Origin of the sequence: Streptomyces sp. DSM 40750 (assembly GCF_024612035.1) — a bacterium.
GTDB lineage: Bacteria > Actinomycetota > Actinomycetes > Streptomycetales > Streptomycetaceae > Streptomyces.
Map to the genome: position 1 here is coordinate 2,656,036 of NZ_CP102513.1, position 15,262 is coordinate 2,671,297.

12 protein-coding genes and 1 pseudogene are annotated in these 15,262 nt (G+C 70.1%); 4 read left to right on the top strand and 9 right to left on the bottom strand.

Translation table 11 applies throughout. The annotated features are described in order from the left end of the window. Positions 1-499 precede the first annotated feature (499 nt). Positions 500-1,726, bottom strand: coding sequence for a DUF5685 family protein (locus JIX55_RS11850; RefSeq protein WP_257563261.1), 1,227 nt, complete (start codon positions 1,724-1,726; stop codon positions 500-502). A 293-nt stretch (positions 1,727-2,019) separates the two neighbouring features. On the opposite strand from JIX55_RS11850, the gene JIX55_RS11855 reads away from it, so the two are divergent. Next, positions 2,020-2,463 carry a cell division protein SepF gene (locus JIX55_RS11855; RefSeq protein ID WP_257563262.1) on the top strand — a complete coding sequence of 148 codons (444 nt, stop codon included), beginning with the start codon at positions 2,020-2,022 and terminating at the stop codon, positions 2,461-2,463. A 53-nt stretch (positions 2,464-2,516) separates the two neighbouring features. Here JIX55_RS11855 and JIX55_RS11860 read toward each other — a convergent pair whose 3' ends face one another. Both JIX55_RS11860 and JIX55_RS11865 read right to left on the bottom strand, forming a co-directional pair. Further along, positions 2,517-3,707, bottom strand: a complete 1,191-nt coding sequence (locus JIX55_RS11860; protein WP_257563263.1) for an acyl-CoA dehydrogenase family protein — start codon at positions 3,705-3,707, stop codon at positions 2,517-2,519. Between the two features lie 117 nt (positions 3,708-3,824). Beyond that, positions 3,825-5,435 carry an MFS transporter gene (locus JIX55_RS11865; RefSeq protein WP_257563264.1) on the bottom strand — a complete coding sequence of 537 codons (1,611 nt, stop codon included), beginning with the start codon at positions 5,433-5,435 and terminating at the stop codon, positions 3,825-3,827. Between the two features lie 325 nt (positions 5,436-5,760). On the opposite strand from JIX55_RS11865, the gene JIX55_RS11870 reads away from it, so the two are divergent. Then, complete coding sequence (locus JIX55_RS11870; RefSeq protein ID WP_257563265.1) at positions 5,761-6,954, top strand: glycosyltransferase family 39 protein; 1,194 nt, start codon at positions 5,761-5,763, stop codon at positions 6,952-6,954. A 239-nt stretch (positions 6,955-7,193) separates the two neighbouring features. Further along, positions 7,194-8,219, top strand: coding sequence for a phosphatase PAP2 family protein (locus tag JIX55_RS11875; RefSeq protein ID WP_257563266.1), 1,026 nt, complete (start codon positions 7,194-7,196; stop codon positions 8,217-8,219). Between the two features lie 107 nt (positions 8,220-8,326). On the opposite strand, the gene JIX55_RS11880 is transcribed toward JIX55_RS11875, so the two are convergent. Beyond that, positions 8,327-8,542, bottom strand: coding sequence for an I78 family peptidase inhibitor (locus JIX55_RS11880; RefSeq protein WP_257563267.1), 216 nt, complete (start codon positions 8,540-8,542; stop codon positions 8,327-8,329). A 403-nt stretch (positions 8,543-8,945) separates the two neighbouring features. Here JIX55_RS11880 and ctaD point away from each other — a divergent pair, with 403 nt between their 5' ends. Further along, a complete protein-coding gene (gene ctaD / locus JIX55_RS11885) occupies positions 8,946-10,676 on the top strand; it encodes an aa3-type cytochrome oxidase subunit I (RefSeq protein ID WP_257563268.1) in 1,731 nt (576 codons plus the stop codon). A gap of 69 nt (positions 10,677-10,745) precedes the next feature. Here ctaD and JIX55_RS11890 read toward each other — a convergent pair. The 5 genes and pseudogenes from JIX55_RS11890 to JIX55_RS11910 form a co-directional block, all read right to left on the bottom strand. Continuing rightward, positions 10,746-11,019, bottom strand: a pseudogene (locus JIX55_RS11890) (HTH domain-containing protein); the annotation flags it as partial. Positions 11,020-11,078: 59 nt separating this feature from the next. Beyond that, positions 11,079-11,912: a FixH family protein gene (locus JIX55_RS11895; protein ID WP_257569303.1), complete on the bottom strand. Its 834-nt coding sequence runs from the start codon at positions 11,910-11,912 to the stop codon at positions 11,079-11,081. Continuing rightward, positions 11,912-13,174, bottom strand: coding sequence for a glycosyltransferase family 4 protein (locus JIX55_RS11900; RefSeq protein WP_257563269.1), 1,263 nt, complete (start codon positions 13,172-13,174; stop codon positions 11,912-11,914). The genes JIX55_RS11895 and JIX55_RS11900 overlap by 1 nt, the downstream gene beginning before the upstream one ends. 172 nt (positions 13,175-13,346) lie before the next feature. Continuing rightward, a complete protein-coding gene (locus JIX55_RS11905; protein WP_257563270.1) occupies positions 13,347-14,639 on the bottom strand; it encodes an ABC transporter substrate-binding protein in 1,293 nt (430 codons plus the stop codon). Then, positions 14,614-15,201, bottom strand: a complete 588-nt coding sequence (locus JIX55_RS11910; RefSeq protein WP_257563271.1) for a hypothetical protein — start codon at positions 15,199-15,201, stop codon at positions 14,614-14,616. Before JIX55_RS11910 ends, JIX55_RS11905 begins: the two co-directional genes overlap by 26 nt. Positions 15,202-15,262 lie beyond the last annotated feature (61 nt).

Sequence of the window (15,262 nt, forward strand, 5' to 3'; positions counted from 1 at the left end):
ATGACGGCCGCGTGGAAAGCGCGGACGGGCGAGAAGAAGAGGAAGAGAGGGAAGGGGAGGAAGAGGCAGACGGCATGCGAAAGGCTCCGTGATGTCCGAGTCGAACACGGGTGCCTTCACACGGAGCGCGTCCATGGGACGTGAACGTGGACGCGCACGACCGAGCCCCTCAGCAGCGGTCTGTGCCGAGAGTACGGGGGCCTTTCCCCTCGCTGTCAAGGGTGTCCGAACTGTGAGCGGTACGTCTCAAGTCGGTTGACGGGCAACCGGATGCCTGTTCCACTTGGGCTCATGCATTCGCAGCAGTGGCTGGTCACGCGCTCCCACATCGACTTCGGTCGAGTGTGGTCCTCATCCTGTTGAGCTGACCCGACCCCACTGCGCGCCGCGATTCCGCGGGGCGCCGTTCGCGTTCTCCCCCTTCGCCTTCACACGCGCCCCCTTCCCCTCGCGCTCTCCCCTCACGCTCAACACTCCTTGATGACGTCCGGCTGCCGTTTCAGCAGTCGCAGCCGCAGCACTCGCACGCGTCACAACAGTCGCAGTCCCGGCAGCAGCCCTCGCGCCTCTTCCGGGACCAGGGACCCTCGTACTCCTTGGCGCAGCACATCTGGCAGGTGCAGCACAGCAGCCAGAACATGCCACACCCCGCCCAGAACCCCCGCCGCCTCGGCGGCTGCGGCGACGGCACCCCACCGAAGCCACCACCCCCACCACCGTGCGCCCCACCACCGCCGAACGGATTCCCGCCACCTCCGGCATACGGGTTTCCACCACCGCCCGCGTACGGATTCCCGCCCCCCGCATGCGAACTGCCGTACGGATCGCCCGGCTGCGGCGCCCCACCCCGCTGGTGGGCCGAGCACACCGACATCACCCCGAACGCCCGGTCCACCGACCTGCGCAACTCGTGCACCAGCAGCAGATGGGCCAGCTTGCCGTCCACGAAGTCGGCCTCGCGCAGGGCGAGCCGGATGCCGTGCAGGGCGTCGTCGGCGAGCCGCCGGGCCTCTGCCAGGGAGGTCCCCGTGGCGGTCAGCGGGTTCCACGCGCCGGAGGCGGCGTCGTCGGCCTGGTCCTCCACCGCGTCCAACAGATGGGCGAGCCGGCCGAAGAGACGTCCGGCCTCGGCGAGCGGTTCGGCGTTGCCGGGGCGGCCGGCCAGCACCGCGGTGTGCGCGAAGGCCGCCGCGGTCGCCGTCTCGGTCGGCTCGGTGACCGTCAGCAGCGGGGTGCCCGGCCCGGCCAGCGCCTCGATGCCGAGCTGCCGGTCCACGGCGTCGACCAGCACCGCCGTGTCGAACCCGATGTCCGTTCCCGTACGAGCGCCCGCGCGCCCCCAGCTCGTCGCGACCCGGCGCGCGGCGAGCGCCACCGGCTTGCGGGCGAGCAGTCCGTCCCCGTCGGCCATGTGGTCGCGCACCTTGGCAGAGGCGAGCACCAGCGAGACGGCGGCGGCGAGCCGCGCACCCTCGCCCCGCGCGACGGAGGCGGTGCGCATTCCGCGCAGCGGGCAGGGCCCGGCGGTCCGTCGCCAGTCGGTGCTCAGCTCGGCCTGAGCTTCCGTCAACACCGAGACCAGCAGGCCGTCGTAGTTGGTGACGACCCGGGCGAACTGCCCGTGGTCCCCGCGCAGCGCGAGACAGAGCCCGCACAGATGTGCCATCCATTGCGTCCGCAGCCCTTCACCGAGCCGATGGCTGCAGGGCCTCACTATTCCGAACACGACACACCCCCGTGTCTCCGCGCACTCGCAGATGTCACCGCAGCGTAGCCACCGGAGCGTTCACCCAGACGCACCGACACTCACCCAAACGCCGCGAACAATATTATTTCACTCTCCGTCAGCAGGTGTGTACAGCGGAGCCCTTGGGGCACATGGACTCTCGACGAATTCGTTCTGCACCAGTACCGTCACGAAACCCCCGTGCGGCGCCTATCCACTTGGCGAGACATCCGCATCATGGACGACGATAGGGATGCGGAAAGCACGAAAGACCGCTGCGAGAGGAGGCGTCCATGGGATCGGTGCGCAAGGCGAGTGCCTGGCTTGGCCTCGTCGACGACAACGATGACGAGCGTTACTACGACGACGACTACGCCGATGAGCGGGAGTCCGGCTCCGGCGAGGCCTGGGTCACCGACCCCCGTGTCAAGGTCGCGTCCGAGTCCGCGCAGGAGCACGGCCGCCGGATCGGCACGGTCACGCCGGACAGCTTCCGTGACGCCCGGCACATCGGCGAGCTCTTCCGGGACGGTGTCCCGGTGATCATGAATCTCACGAACATGGAGGCCGCCGACGCCAAGCGCGTCGTCGACTTCGCGGCCGGCCTGATCTTCGGTCTGCGCGGTTCGATCGAGCGGGTCTCCAACCGCGTGTTCCTGCTGACCCCCGCCGACACGGAGATCGTCAGCGGCGAGGTCGCGAGCCGTCCGGTCGACGGCTTCTTCAACCAGAGCTGAGGCAGGGCCGCTCGCCGGCCCCGCCTTCCGGTGCGCGGGTCATGCGACGCGGCTCACCGGAAGGCGTCAAGTCCGGTGAGCGCCTTGCCCAGCACCAGTTGGTGCATTTCGACGGTGCCCTCGTAGGTGAGCACGGACTCCAGATTCGTCGCGTGCCGCATCACCGGGTACTCCAGGGAGATCCCGTTCGCGCCGAGAATCGTGCGGGCGGTACGGCAGATCTCGATCGCCTCTCGTACGTTGTTCAGCTTGCCGAAGCTGATCTGCTCGGGACGGAGTCGTCCCGCGTCCATCCGCCGCCCCAGATGGTGGGCGAGCAGAATCCCCTTGTGCAACTCCACCGCCATGTCGGCGAGTTTGGCCTGGGTGAGCTGGAATGCCCCGATCGGCTTCCCGAACTGCTCCCGTGTTTTGGCGTATTCGACGGCCGCCTCGAAACAGGCCCGTGCGGCTCCCATCGAGCCCCACACGATTCCGTAGCGGGCGTGCGAAAGACAACTCAGCGGTCCTTTCAGCCCCGTGACCTCCGGCAGCGCGGCATCGGCGGGCAACCGCACATCGTCCAGGACGAGTTCACTCGTGACCGACGCCCGCAGGGACCACTTGTGCTTGATCTCGGGCGCCGAGAATCCGGCGGTGTCCGTCGGCACGACGAACCCGCGCATACCGTCCTCGGTCTGCGCCCACACCACGGCGACCCCGGCGACGGACCCATTGGTGATCCACATCTTCCGCCCGTCGAGGACCCAGTCGCCGCCGTCCCGCTTGGCGTACGTACGCATCGACGCCGGGTCGGAGCCATGGTCGGGCTCGGTGAGCCCGAAGCACCCGATCACCTCACCGGAGGCCATCCGCGGCAGCCACGTCTGCTTCTGCGTCTCGCTCCCGAACCGATGAATGGCGTACATCGCGAGCGACCCCTGCACGGACACGAGCGACCGGATCCCCGAGTCCGCCGCCTCCAACTCCAGACAGGCGAGCCCGTACTGCACGGCACTGGCCCCCGCACACCCATACCCGTCGAGCGACATCCCCAGCGCCCCGATGGCCCCCAACTCCCGGGCCAGTTCCCGAATCCCGGGCAACTCGCCCCGTTCGTACCACTCGGCGACATACGGCAACACCCGATCCGCCGCCCAACTCCGCACGGTGTCCCGCACGGCGAGATCCTCGGGGTCGAGCAGGTCATCGAGCCCAAGCGGATCGGCGGGATCGAAGGGCGGCAACTTCGCGGGCACGGACATGGGGCGACCTCCGGCTCACTAAAACTAGCAACGCTAATCACGCTTGACGGCGACGGTATCGCCGTACCCGGCTGCGGGCAATCGTTCGGCGGGACCAGCGGAGGGCACCCAAACAGCTCAGCGCATCGATTCCGCACGTACAGGCGTCGTCGCCGTAGCCTCCCGCGGCCCGGGCACATCCGCGGATGCCCCGCACTCCATCCCCCGAGGCAGCCGCAAGGCCATCACCGCACCGAGGACGAGCAGAGCCGCACTCACCAGCAGTGTCACATGCAGCCCATGGACGAACGAGTCACGGGCGGCATGCCGCAAGGCCTCTCCCGAGGACCCGCCCAGCCGATCCGCGACCTCGTACGCCTCGCCGAGTGAATGCCCCGCGGCATCGGACGCCGGCGTGGGTACCCCTGGCACGGACGACAGCCCGGGCGCGTACGCCGCGTTCATCACACTGCCGAGAAGCGCGATCCCGATGCCGGCACCCAGCTGGTACGAGGTCTCGCCGATCGCCGCCGCCCCGCCCGCGGACGACGCGGGCGCCTCGCTCAGCATCGACTCGTACGCCCCGAAGAGCGTCGTCTCCAGCCCGAAGCCCAGCAGGATGAACCCGGCGAGCAACAGCCCCGCGTTGTCGTGGCGCCCCATCGCCGTCAGCAGGACGACCGAGAGGGCGGTGAGGCAGAAGCCGAGGGAGACCATGCGGCGCGGCCCGAAGCGGTGCAGCAGGTGGGAGCCGACGAGCCCGGCCGCCATCGCGGCGATGGTCAGCGGCAGCAGCCGTAGCCCCGTCTCCAGCGGGGACAGCCCGAGAACCAGTTGCAGATACTGCGCGGCGATCAGCTCGAGCCCCACCAGCGCGAGCATCGCGAGCACGATGCAGCCGACGGACGTGCTGAACGCGGGGCGCGCGAACATCCGCAGGTCGATCAGCGGATGCGACCGGCGCCGCTGCCGTCGTACGAACGCGATCAGCAGCCCGCCGCCGACGAGGAGCGCCGGCGCGGTGGCCGGGTCGAACGGCGTGTGTCCGCCGCCGAGCCGCTTCACTCCGAAGACCACGCAGAAGAGGCCGACGGCGGCCATCAGTGCGCCGACCACGTCCCAGGGACCGTCGCGGTCGCCCGTCGACTCGGGCAGCAGCAGCCGTCCGATCGGCAGGCTGACGAGCATCAGCGGGATGTTGACGAGGAAGACCGAGCCCCACCAGAAGTGCTCCAGCAGAAACCCGCCGAGGAGCGGTCCGACGGCCGCGCCCACCGCGGCGACGGCACTCCAGATGCCGATGGCGAGCGCCCGCTCGCGCCGGTCGGGGAAGACCTGGCGCAGGATCGACAGCGTCGCGGGCATGATCATCGCGCCACCGACGCCGAGCAGGGCGCGGGCCGCGATCAGGACCTGGGGATTCTCGGCGAGGGCCGCGAGCCCGGAGGCGACGCCGAAGAGGGCGTATCCGAGGAGGAGGATCCGCCTGCGGCCGACCCGGTCGCCGAGCGTGCCGAAGAGGATCAGCAGCGAGGCGCAGACCAGCGGATAGACGTCGACGATCCAGAGCAGCTCCATGGCTCCGGGCCTGATGTCCTCGGTGACGGCGGGCACCGCCACGTGCAGCACGGTGGCGTCCACGGCGACGAGCAGCAGGCTGACGCAGAGGACGATCAGGACGACCCAGCGGTTTGCACCGGCCCCGGCCTCCCGACGGCGTCGCGCAGCGGCCGTGGGCGTCCCGGACATGTACGTACCTCCCAGAATGCTCTCGCGTTCGGCGGAACCACGGGGCGGGGACTCCCCGGCAGCTACGGTCCAGGAGGAGCGGCGTCCCGGACCCGCGCAACGAAAGGCGAGCGAGCCGTCAGCGTACGCGAGTCCCGGCCGGTGGAGCGTGGCGGGTGTCTCATGGACCCTTCATGTGACGTGTGGCATACGCCACGCCCTGGGCCGTCCACCGGTCCTCCATGACTCCTTCATCACTCGTCCGTGGTTGGTCCGTCACCGTCCATCACGGACCACCACGTAAGGGAATCCCGGCCGGTTCCTGACTCCGCCGATAATCGAGCGCGTGACCGATCTTGCTACGCGCCCGGCGCCGCCCCTTCTACGGCGGGCCGCCCCCGCGCTCCTCGGGTACGCCGCCGTGCGCGCCCTGGGCCTCGTCGCCCTCGGCCTGTGGAGCGCGGCGCGCGACAAGAGCGCCCTGACGCTGCTGTCGGCCCGCTGGGACTCGCTCTGGTACACCCGCGTCGCCGAACTCGGCTACGGCTACGAGGTGCGCCTGCCGAACGGCGACGTCCACTCCAACCTGGCCTTCTTCCCGCTGCTGCCCTGGCTGGAGCGGGCGGTGTCGGCGGTGACCCCGCTGTCGTACGCCCACGCCGGCCTCGTCGTCGGCACGCTCGCCTCGCTCGCCGCGGCCTGGGGGATCTTCGCGGTCGCCGACCATGTGTACGGCCGCCGCGTCGGGGTGTGCGCGGTGCTGCTGTGGGCGGTGCTCCCGGTCGGGATCGTGCAGTCGATGGCGTACACGGAGTCGCTGTTCACCGCGCTGGCCGCCTGGTCGCTGTACACCGTCCTGACCGGCCGTTGGGTGACCGCCGGCATCCTGGCCGCCTTCGCCGGACTGACCCGCCCGGTGGGACTCGCGGTGGTCGCGGCGATCTGGGCGGCGGCGGTCGCGTCCTCCGTGCGGGAACGACGGCGCGCCCCCGCTTCCCCATCCAGGCGAAACCGGAGTGCGGAGGCATCGGGCGGCACTCCTCTCTGGCCGCGCACCCTCGGAGTGCTCCTCGCGCCCCTGGGCGCGGTCGGCTACGTCCTGTGGGTCGGCCATCGCACGGGCAAGGGACCGCTCGGCTATCTGGACGTCCAGGCGGGGTGGCGCAACGGCTTCGACGGGGGTTACGCCTTCGCCCGTTTCGTCGCCGACAAGTTCACGTCGTTCCCGTCGGCCCTGGCGGGTGCCGGGCTGATCATCGGAGTGGCGTTGACCATCTGGCTGTACGTGGTGTGCGTACGGCAGGGGCAGCCGCTCCCCCTGCTGGTCTACGCGGGTGTCGTCACCGCACTGGCGCTGTGCGCGTCGAGCTACTTCGGTTCGAAACCCCGGCTGCTGATGCCCGCCTTCCCGCTGCTGCTGCCCCTCGCGCGGGCCCTGGCCGGGGCCCGTACGCCCAGGTCAGCGGCGATCGTCGGCGGTGTCGCGGCGGTGTCGGCGGTCTACGGGGCGTTCTGGCTGAATGGCTCCGGTCCCCCCTGACCGGTCCGCGACGGACGGCGAGCGGACGGGTAATTCCACGCAAGCATTCGGTGAACGAATTCAAAAGGGCCGCAAAACCGTTGCTTCATATCGAGCCATGGAATTGAAGGCGAAGCGCCACATCGATTCGTCATTCAGCCGAATTAAACATCAATCTGAGAGCAATCCCACATCACGGCGTCATCACAAAGCCGGTGATTCACGCCGCGTCGGAGCTCACTCGCTGTAACGTCGATTGAGTGCGTACCGAACTAAAGCCGACCCGTCTGGACCGGGTCTTCTCCAGGCTGGACCGTGAGCCGGAACGGCCGACCCACATCGATGTACCGGTGATGACCCGGCACAGAGTGGTGCTGTTCGCCTCCACCCTGGCCTTCTACGTCGCCATCGTGTGGGCCGTCGTCATCACGTCGTGGCTGGTGCGGCTCGACTGGCAGATCATGTTCTTCCGGCCGTACCAGCAGTGGCAGCAGATCCACGCCTTCCTGGACTACTACGTCGTCCTGGGCCAGCGCGGCCCCACCGCCGTGATGGTCGCCGCCTGGCTGGGCTGGCGCTCCTGGCGGCAGCACACGCTGCGCCCGATGCTCGCGCTCGGTGTCTCGCTGCTGCTGCTGAACATCACGGTCGGCGCCGCCAAGATCGGCATGGGCCGGCTGGGCCCGCACTACGCCACCGAGATCGGCTCCAACGAGATGTGGCTGGGCGGCGACATATTTCCTTCGGGACACACCGCGAACGCCGTGGTGACCTGGGGAATCCTGGCCTATCTGGCGTCGACGCCAAGGGCCAGACGCTGGCTGTCCGCGCTGTCCGCCGTGATCTCGCTCGGCGTCGGTCTCACCACGGTCTACCTCGGTACGCACTGGTTGAGCGACGTCGTGCTGGGCTGGGCCGCCGGTCTGCTGATCATGCTGGCGCTGCCCTGGTTCGAGCCGCTGATCGCCCGTGCCGAGGCCTGGCTCTTCTCGCTGCGGGACACCCTGCGCGACCGCCGTACGGCGCCCGTCGCGGCGCCGGCGCCGGCCACCGTGGTGGGCACGGCCTCGCTGCGCAAGCCCGGCGAGGAGCCCGCGACCGTCCGCGACACCGGTATAGCGGCCCGCGCCGCCCATCCCCCGATCGTGCCGCTGCATCTGTCCCCCGGACCGCATCCGACCAGGTCGGAGCGGGCCCCGGTCACCCCGCTCGGCTCCCGCCGACCACCCCACGCGGACCGGGTCGCGCACAACGCGACCTCGGCCCGGCCGCTCGCGGGCGGCTGACACGAGACAGCGGGGCCGGTACGCACAACCCATGCCCCGCACGGCGAAGGCCCGGCTCTCCACGAGCCGGGCCTTCGCCCTTTCCCGGCGCCCGACGGCGCTCGGATTCAGCCCTTCCAGGCGCGCTTCACCCGGCCGTCCTCGACCTCGAGGTTCAGCCGGCCGAAGCGGTACTCCATGGTGATGATCGCGCCCGGCGGCAGCTTTCTGACGGTGGACCAGCCGCGCTCCCCGGCGCGGCGCTCGGCGCTCGACGCCTCCAGCCCGACGTAGTCGCCGGGGTCGTCCTGGGGCTCTTCGGGAGGGGTGGGAATGGGTGCCATGACCGCCACGTTAGGCGGCCGGAGGGCCTGTTGTCCTCCCGCAGTCACGCTTCTGTCACAGAACCACGACACCCGTTTCCGCCTCTGCGACATCAGCCGCCGGCGCAGTGGGCCGTCACACGTACGAGCGGTTCCGTACGCCTTCCGCGCGCTGTCGAACGTAATTCTGGGCCGGTTCGGCACCATCTCGAATAGCCCGAAGGAATGCACTCCCGGAGGCCGTGCGTCCGGTGCATGTCCGGCCTTTTCCCGCTGATTCCCGGACGGCTCCCGGAAGTCGGCACCACATGGGAAATACACGGTTCCCGCACACTTTCCCCGTACGCCCCCTGTCGGGGCGGCTGGGGCGCGAGCATCATGGCGTGCATCACGGGCCCAGGACGCGGCAGCGAAGGGGCGAGCGATGGGGACCGAGACCGTACAGGCGCCGGCACGACCCGTACGGACCAAGGAACCGGGGCGGGTGGTGGTCGACTGGCTGACCACCACGGACCACAAGAAGATCGGCCATCTCTACCTGGTCACGTCGTTCCTGTTCTTCCTCGCCGCCGGACTGATGGCGCTGGTGATGCGCGCCGAGCTGGCCCGCCCGGGCACCCAGATCGTGGACAACCAGCAGTTCAACCAGCTCTTCACGCTGCACGGCACGATCATGCTGCTGCTCTTCGCGACGCCGACCTTCGCCGGGTTCGCCAACGAGATCATGCCGTTGCAGATCGGCGCGCCCGATGTCGCCTTCCCCCGGCTGAACATGCTGTCGTACTGGCTGTTCCTGTTCGGGGGGCTGATCGTGCTGGGCTCGCTGCTGGTGCCGTCGGGGCCCGCGGCCTTCGGCTGGTTCGCCTACGCGCCGCTGAACAGTCTGGAGCGGTCGCCGGGTATCGGGGCCGATATGTGGATCATGGGGCTGGCGCTGGCCGGCTTCGGGACGATCCTCGGCGCGGTGAACTTCCTGACCACGATCATCGCGATGCGCGGCCCCGGCATGACGATGTTCCGGATGCCGATCTTCACCTGGAACACGCTGTTCACGTCGATCATGATCCTGATGGCGTTCCCGGTGCTGGCGGCCGCGCTGCTCTGTCTGGAGGCCGACCGGCGGTTCGGCAGCCACGTCTTCGACGCGGCCAACGGCGGCGCGCTGCTGTGGCAGCACCTGTTCTGGTTCTTCGGGCATCCCGAGGTGTACATCATCGCGCTGCCGTTCTTCGGGATCATCACGGAGATCATCCCGGTCTTCAGCCGCAAGCCGATCTTCGGCTATCTGACGCTGGTCGGGGCGACGATGGCGATCACCGGGCTGTCGATGGTCGTGTGGGCGCACCACATGTTCGCCACGGGCGCGGTGCTGCTGCCGTTCTTCTCGTTCATGAGCTTCCTGATCGCCGTGCCGACGGGGGTGAAGTTCTTCAACTGGACGGGGACGATGCTGAAGGGCTCGCTGTCGTTCGAGACCCCGATGCTGTGGGCGACCGGCTTCCTGGTGTCGTTCCTGCTCGGCGGTCTCACGGGGGTGATCCTGGCCTCGCCGCCGATGGACTTCCATGTCACCGACTCGTACTTCGTGGTCGCGCACTTCCACTACGTCGTCTTCGGCACGGTCGTCTTCGCCACCTTCGCGGGCTTCTTCTTCTGGTGGCCGAAGTTCACCGGGAAGATGCTCGACGAACGGCTCGGCAAGATCCAGTTCTGGACGCTCTTCGTCGGCTTCCACACCACGTTCCTGGTGCAGCACTGGCTGGGCGCGGAGGGCATGCCGCGGCGGTACTCGGACTATCTGGCCGCCGACGGCTTCACGGCCCTCAACACGGTCTCGACGATCGGCTCGTTCCTGCTGGGCCTCTCCACGCTGCCGTTCCTCTACAACGTCTGGAAGACCTCCCGGTACGGCGTCAAGGTCGACGTCGACGACCCGTGGGGCTACGGCCGGTCGCTGGAGTGGGCGACCTCGTGTCCGCCGCCGCGCCACAACTTCGTGACGCTGCCCCGGGTCCGCTCGGAGGCACCGGCGTTCGACCTGCACCATCCGAAGTTCGCGGCGATCACACCGCCCCAGACCCGGAAGGGCCAGGAGAGGACGCCGCACCCCCGGATCGGTCAAGAGCGGCCGACAGACGGTCCCGGAGAGACCTGATCGTCTCGGTGGGCCCCTCCGGTTCGACGGCCTCGAAGCCGGCGGCCGCGTGTGGAGACTCTTCTGGAGGCTGGGCAGCACCTCTTCGAGCTTGGCGGGGGCGCGTACGGAGGACTCGCCGATGCCCTCGACGCCCTGCCCGGCGGCCGTGCGCAGTCCGACGGCCACGGCCACCGAGACCTCCCCCACCGTCGTCGTCGAGGAGCGGCGGGGGCAGTTCGGCCCCGGCGCCGAGTCGGTGGCCGCCGCCCCTGCCGGGGCCGGCGTTGACCGGGTGGGCCGGCTCGCACAGCCGGTCCACGTCCCGGCGGACCGTGCGTGGGGTGACACCGAGCCGGTCGGCCGCTCGGGGCCGGACCGTGATGTCCTCAACCGCCCCGCTCGGTTCAGCTCACGGTCGGTTCAGCTCACGGCGGTGACCGTGACGGACAGGTCGTTGTCGGTCGTGTAGTGCGGCTCGGCCTCCACCGGGCCGTGCCCGGTCTCGACGCGGGCCTTGGGATAGACGAAGACGGGGTGCTTCTCGACGATGTCGTCGAGAAGCCGCGCGATCCGCACGCGCGGGCCGCTCTCCCCCTGCGGAAGCAGCCACAGGTCCCAGGTGCCCGGCCGCAGGTCGCCGTAGGCCACCGTGAAGCGGTGGCCGCCCCGGTCGTCCGGGGTGACGTCGGCCCGTACGGCGGGTGCGGACTCCTCCCGGTCGGTGAGCTCGGCGTAGGCGTCGGGCGTGGGCTCGGCGCCGTACGCCTTGACCGTCGCCTCCAGCTCGCCGTTGCCGATGTGGAGTTCGCCCGCCTCGGCGTGCGGGGAGCGCTCCCAGCTGCGGACGGTGAGGTTGCCGTGCTTGGTGCCGTACGGGATGCGGACGGCGATCCGGTCGGCGGTGACGGTGGGGGCGCGGTCGACGAGGGAGCGCAGGTCGTTGACGCCGGGGGAGAGTCGGCGCGGCTCGCCCTCGGCCACCTGGAGGTAGACGTCCCAGCGGCCCTCGGGGACGGCCACGCTGCTGGGCAGCGCGGCCCGCAGGCGGCCGTCGCCCGCCGGGGTGAGCGGCAGCCGTACCTGCTGGTCGCTGTCGCGGAGGAAGAGGAGCAGGTGGGCGGGGCCGGTCTCGCCGCGGTCGGCGACCTCGAAGGTCAGGCCGCCCGCGAAGTCGGCGACGCAGTCGGTGCGCGGGGTCGTGGCCCTGTCCTCCGGGTCGTCGCGGTGCGTGGGCTGCTGCGGAGCCAGCGTCATCATGCGGTGCGCCCCTTCTTGAAAGCGGAACGTCCGGCATCCCGCACGGCATACGCGCCGCCGAGCAGGGCGCCACGGGTGCGGTGCAGGGAGCCGCGCAACCGACCCACCGACGAGCCGCCGCCGCGGGCGACGAGGTCGCCGAAGAGCGTCTCGTAGCGTTCGGCGATGCGGGCCGGGTCGAAGCGCTCGGAGTCCTTGACCGCGGCATGCGCCATCTGCTGCCGCTTGTCGTCGTCGTTGATGAGTTCGAGGAGACCGTCGGCGATGGCCTTGACGTTGCCGACCTTGACCAGGCGGCCGTCGACGCCGTCGTCGATGATCTCGCCGGGACCGTGCGGGCAGTTGGTGGAGACCACCGGCAGGCCGCAGCGCATGGCCTCGACGATGGTCATGCCGAAGGACTCCAGACTGGAGGTGACCGCGGCGATGGACCCCTTGGCCCACTCGGGCTCGATGGGGTTGGCGGGGCCCATCAGGTACACGTGGTTGTACAGGCCCAACTTGTCGATGAGGGCGCGGAGTTTGTCCTTCTGCTTGCCGCCGCCGTAGATCCTCAGGCGCCAGTCGGGCCGCTCCTCGCGCACCTTGTCGAAGGCCTTGATGAGCAGGTCGTAGCGCTTGACGGGGGCGAGCCGGCCGGCGGCGACGACCCACTTGCCGGTGCCGTCGGCGGGGTCGATGCCCGGCGCGGGCACCGGGTTGGGCACGGCCTGCAGGCGGACGCCCGGCAGCCGCATCTTCGAGCCGTACGCGCGGGCGTCCGCCTCGGTGGTCGTGGTGAGCGCGTCGAGCCGTGGGTAGACCCCGCGCAGGGTGGCGCGCAGGGCCGAGGAGTGGCTGTCGAGCGTGAGGTGCTCCTGGCCGACGCGGATCGGGCCGCGGCGGGCCTGCCGGGCCATGTGCACGTTCAGCCCGGGCCGGGTGCCGACCAGGACGTCGGCGTCGACCGAGGCGAGGTGCTCGGCGATGCGCCGGTCGGTCAGGGCGCTGTACTGCCCGTAGCGGCCCTCGGCGCGCGGGAAGACCTTGGCGGGGCGTTCCAGGTCGGCGTGGCCCTTGTCGGCGCCGCCCTCCCGGATGTCGACGAGGCCACGCAGCCGGACCCTGGGGTCCACGTCGAAGACCGGCTCGTCGCGGTGGCGGAAGACGGAGACGATCTCCACGTCGTGCTGCTCGGCGAGGGTGTTCGCCAGGTTGTACGTCGTCCGGATCGTCCCCCCGATTCCGTACGCGTTATGTATCAGGAAAGAAATGTGCATGCGTCCCCCGAACCCCCTGTTTTCCCTGGTCATCCATCAATCACGGTTCTGGCCCACCGCCATACGGTTAGACCCGGCACCCCCGGGAATGGTTGGACGTCATCATCAACTTGTTCTGGAACGGTTGCGCGATCGATAGCCGGAAGAGGGAACCCGTTCGCTTCGATACGCATCAGGGCCGGTAGGGCAGTTGGGGTACGTCGAAGCAGTTGGCGTTCATGTCCCCCTGGCTCACCCACCCCTTCCCGTCCTGCCAACGGGCCACCGACACACAGGTCCTGCGTGTCTTCGGGGGCTCGGCGAGCCGCTCGAAGCGGACGGGGAGGAGCAGTCCGTCGGCGCTGTAGGGCTCGTCGCGGTTCATGAACCGGTCGACGCACGCGCGCGTGACGCCCTCCTGGCTCCCCGCGCAGGCTCTCGCCGCGTCTGTGAACCACATCGCGGCCGCCCAGCCCTCCAACTGCCACTGCGAGTGCGTCTTCAGACTCTTCGTCGCGTCCCGGAACTCCCGTACGGCCTCATCTCCGTCGTCCTCGTGGTTGCGGCTGGACCCGGTGGCCCACAGGGCGTTGCGGCAGCGTGGGGCGTCCTTGTAGTCCTCGGCGACCGTGGAGGTCCAGTTCTGCACATTGGTGACCTTGGCGGTGACCTCGGCGCCGACCTCGTCCATCGCCTGGCAGAGCCGGGCGTTGCCGTGGCTGTCGATGGCGTCGAAGACCAGGTCGGCGCCCTGCTCCTTGATGTCGGCGGCGGCCGCGCGGAAGTTGGGCAGCGCGAAGTCGACCTGCTCGGTGACGACTTCGTACCCCTCGGCCTTCAGCCCCTGGACGACCAGCCGCGCGTACGCGGCCGACGCGGACTGGTTGTACGAGACCACGGCGGCGGTGCGGGCGCCGTGCTCGCGCTTGAAGTAGCGGTAGACCTCGGTGCCGCCGTACTGCTTCCCGTCCCAGCCGGTCGTGCCGTTCCGGGGCGCGAGGCTGCCGTAGACGCTGTACAGGTGCGGATGGGTGTCGTACGCCGGGCCGATGGGCTGGCCGCCGATGTCGGGCACGCGCGCGTGGGCGACGCGGGAGGCACCCGCGTAGTCGAGGGCGGTGGTGGCGACGAGCGCCACCACGCCGTCCTCCTCGACGAGTTGGTGCACGCATTCGTTGTTGCCGACGCCGCTGCCCCCGTCGTCGCACTCCCGCACCTCGACCCGGCGGCCGTCGACGCCGCCGCGCGCGTTGAGGGCGGCGAAGTAGGCCTTCGCCCCGTCGCGCGGCCCGGTGAACGCGGCCCCGCCGACCGGGCTGGTGACGCTCGTGATGATGCCGACGCGCAGCGGCTCCCGGCTCCGCGGCGCGGACGTGGTGGCCCCGCGCTCGAAGTCGCTCTCCGGGAGCCGGCTGCCGCAGGCCGTGGCCAGGAGGAGCAGCAGGCCTGCGGCGGCGGTCTCAGCAGCCCGGGCCCGGCGTCGCATTGCCGCTCAGCGCGACCAGCCCGCACAGCGTCTTGACGGAGACCTTCCAGGTGCCGTCCTGCTCGACGGCCGTGCCCGCCGCGTCCGGCAGAGCGGTGGCGCCCTCCAGGAGCAGCGTGTACGTCACGTCGGCGTCGGTCGCCGAGGTGAACGCGACCTTCTTGACCTCGGCCTCGACCTGCCCGCCGCGCTCGTCGCCGCTGAACGCCGCGAGGACCGGGCCCATCTCCTCGCCGTTCTCCAGAACGGCCTGTTTCTCCTCGGTGGAGGTGGCCGGGTCGAAGAACTTCTTCCAGTTCTCCTTGATCTCCTTCTGGGCCGCCGCCGTGTCCGCGGGCCCGCTCGCGCTGGTGCTCTCCTCGGCCGGCTCGCCGGTCGTCCGTTCCACCGACGGGGTGGGCGGCGTCGTGTCGCCGCCACCGCCGCTGTCGTCGCTGCACGCCGCGAGGGCCGGGGCGAGGAGGAGGGCCAGGGCTGCCGCCAGGGCCGTACCCCGTCCCGCCGCCCGTGGGCCGCGGCCCCGCCGTCCGTTCGCCCGCCTGAGGTCGCTCCCGAGAACCATCTGGCTCACCACCGGGTGTCGGTCCGGGCGGTAGGCGCCCGGTTCTTTCAGGGTCAGCTTG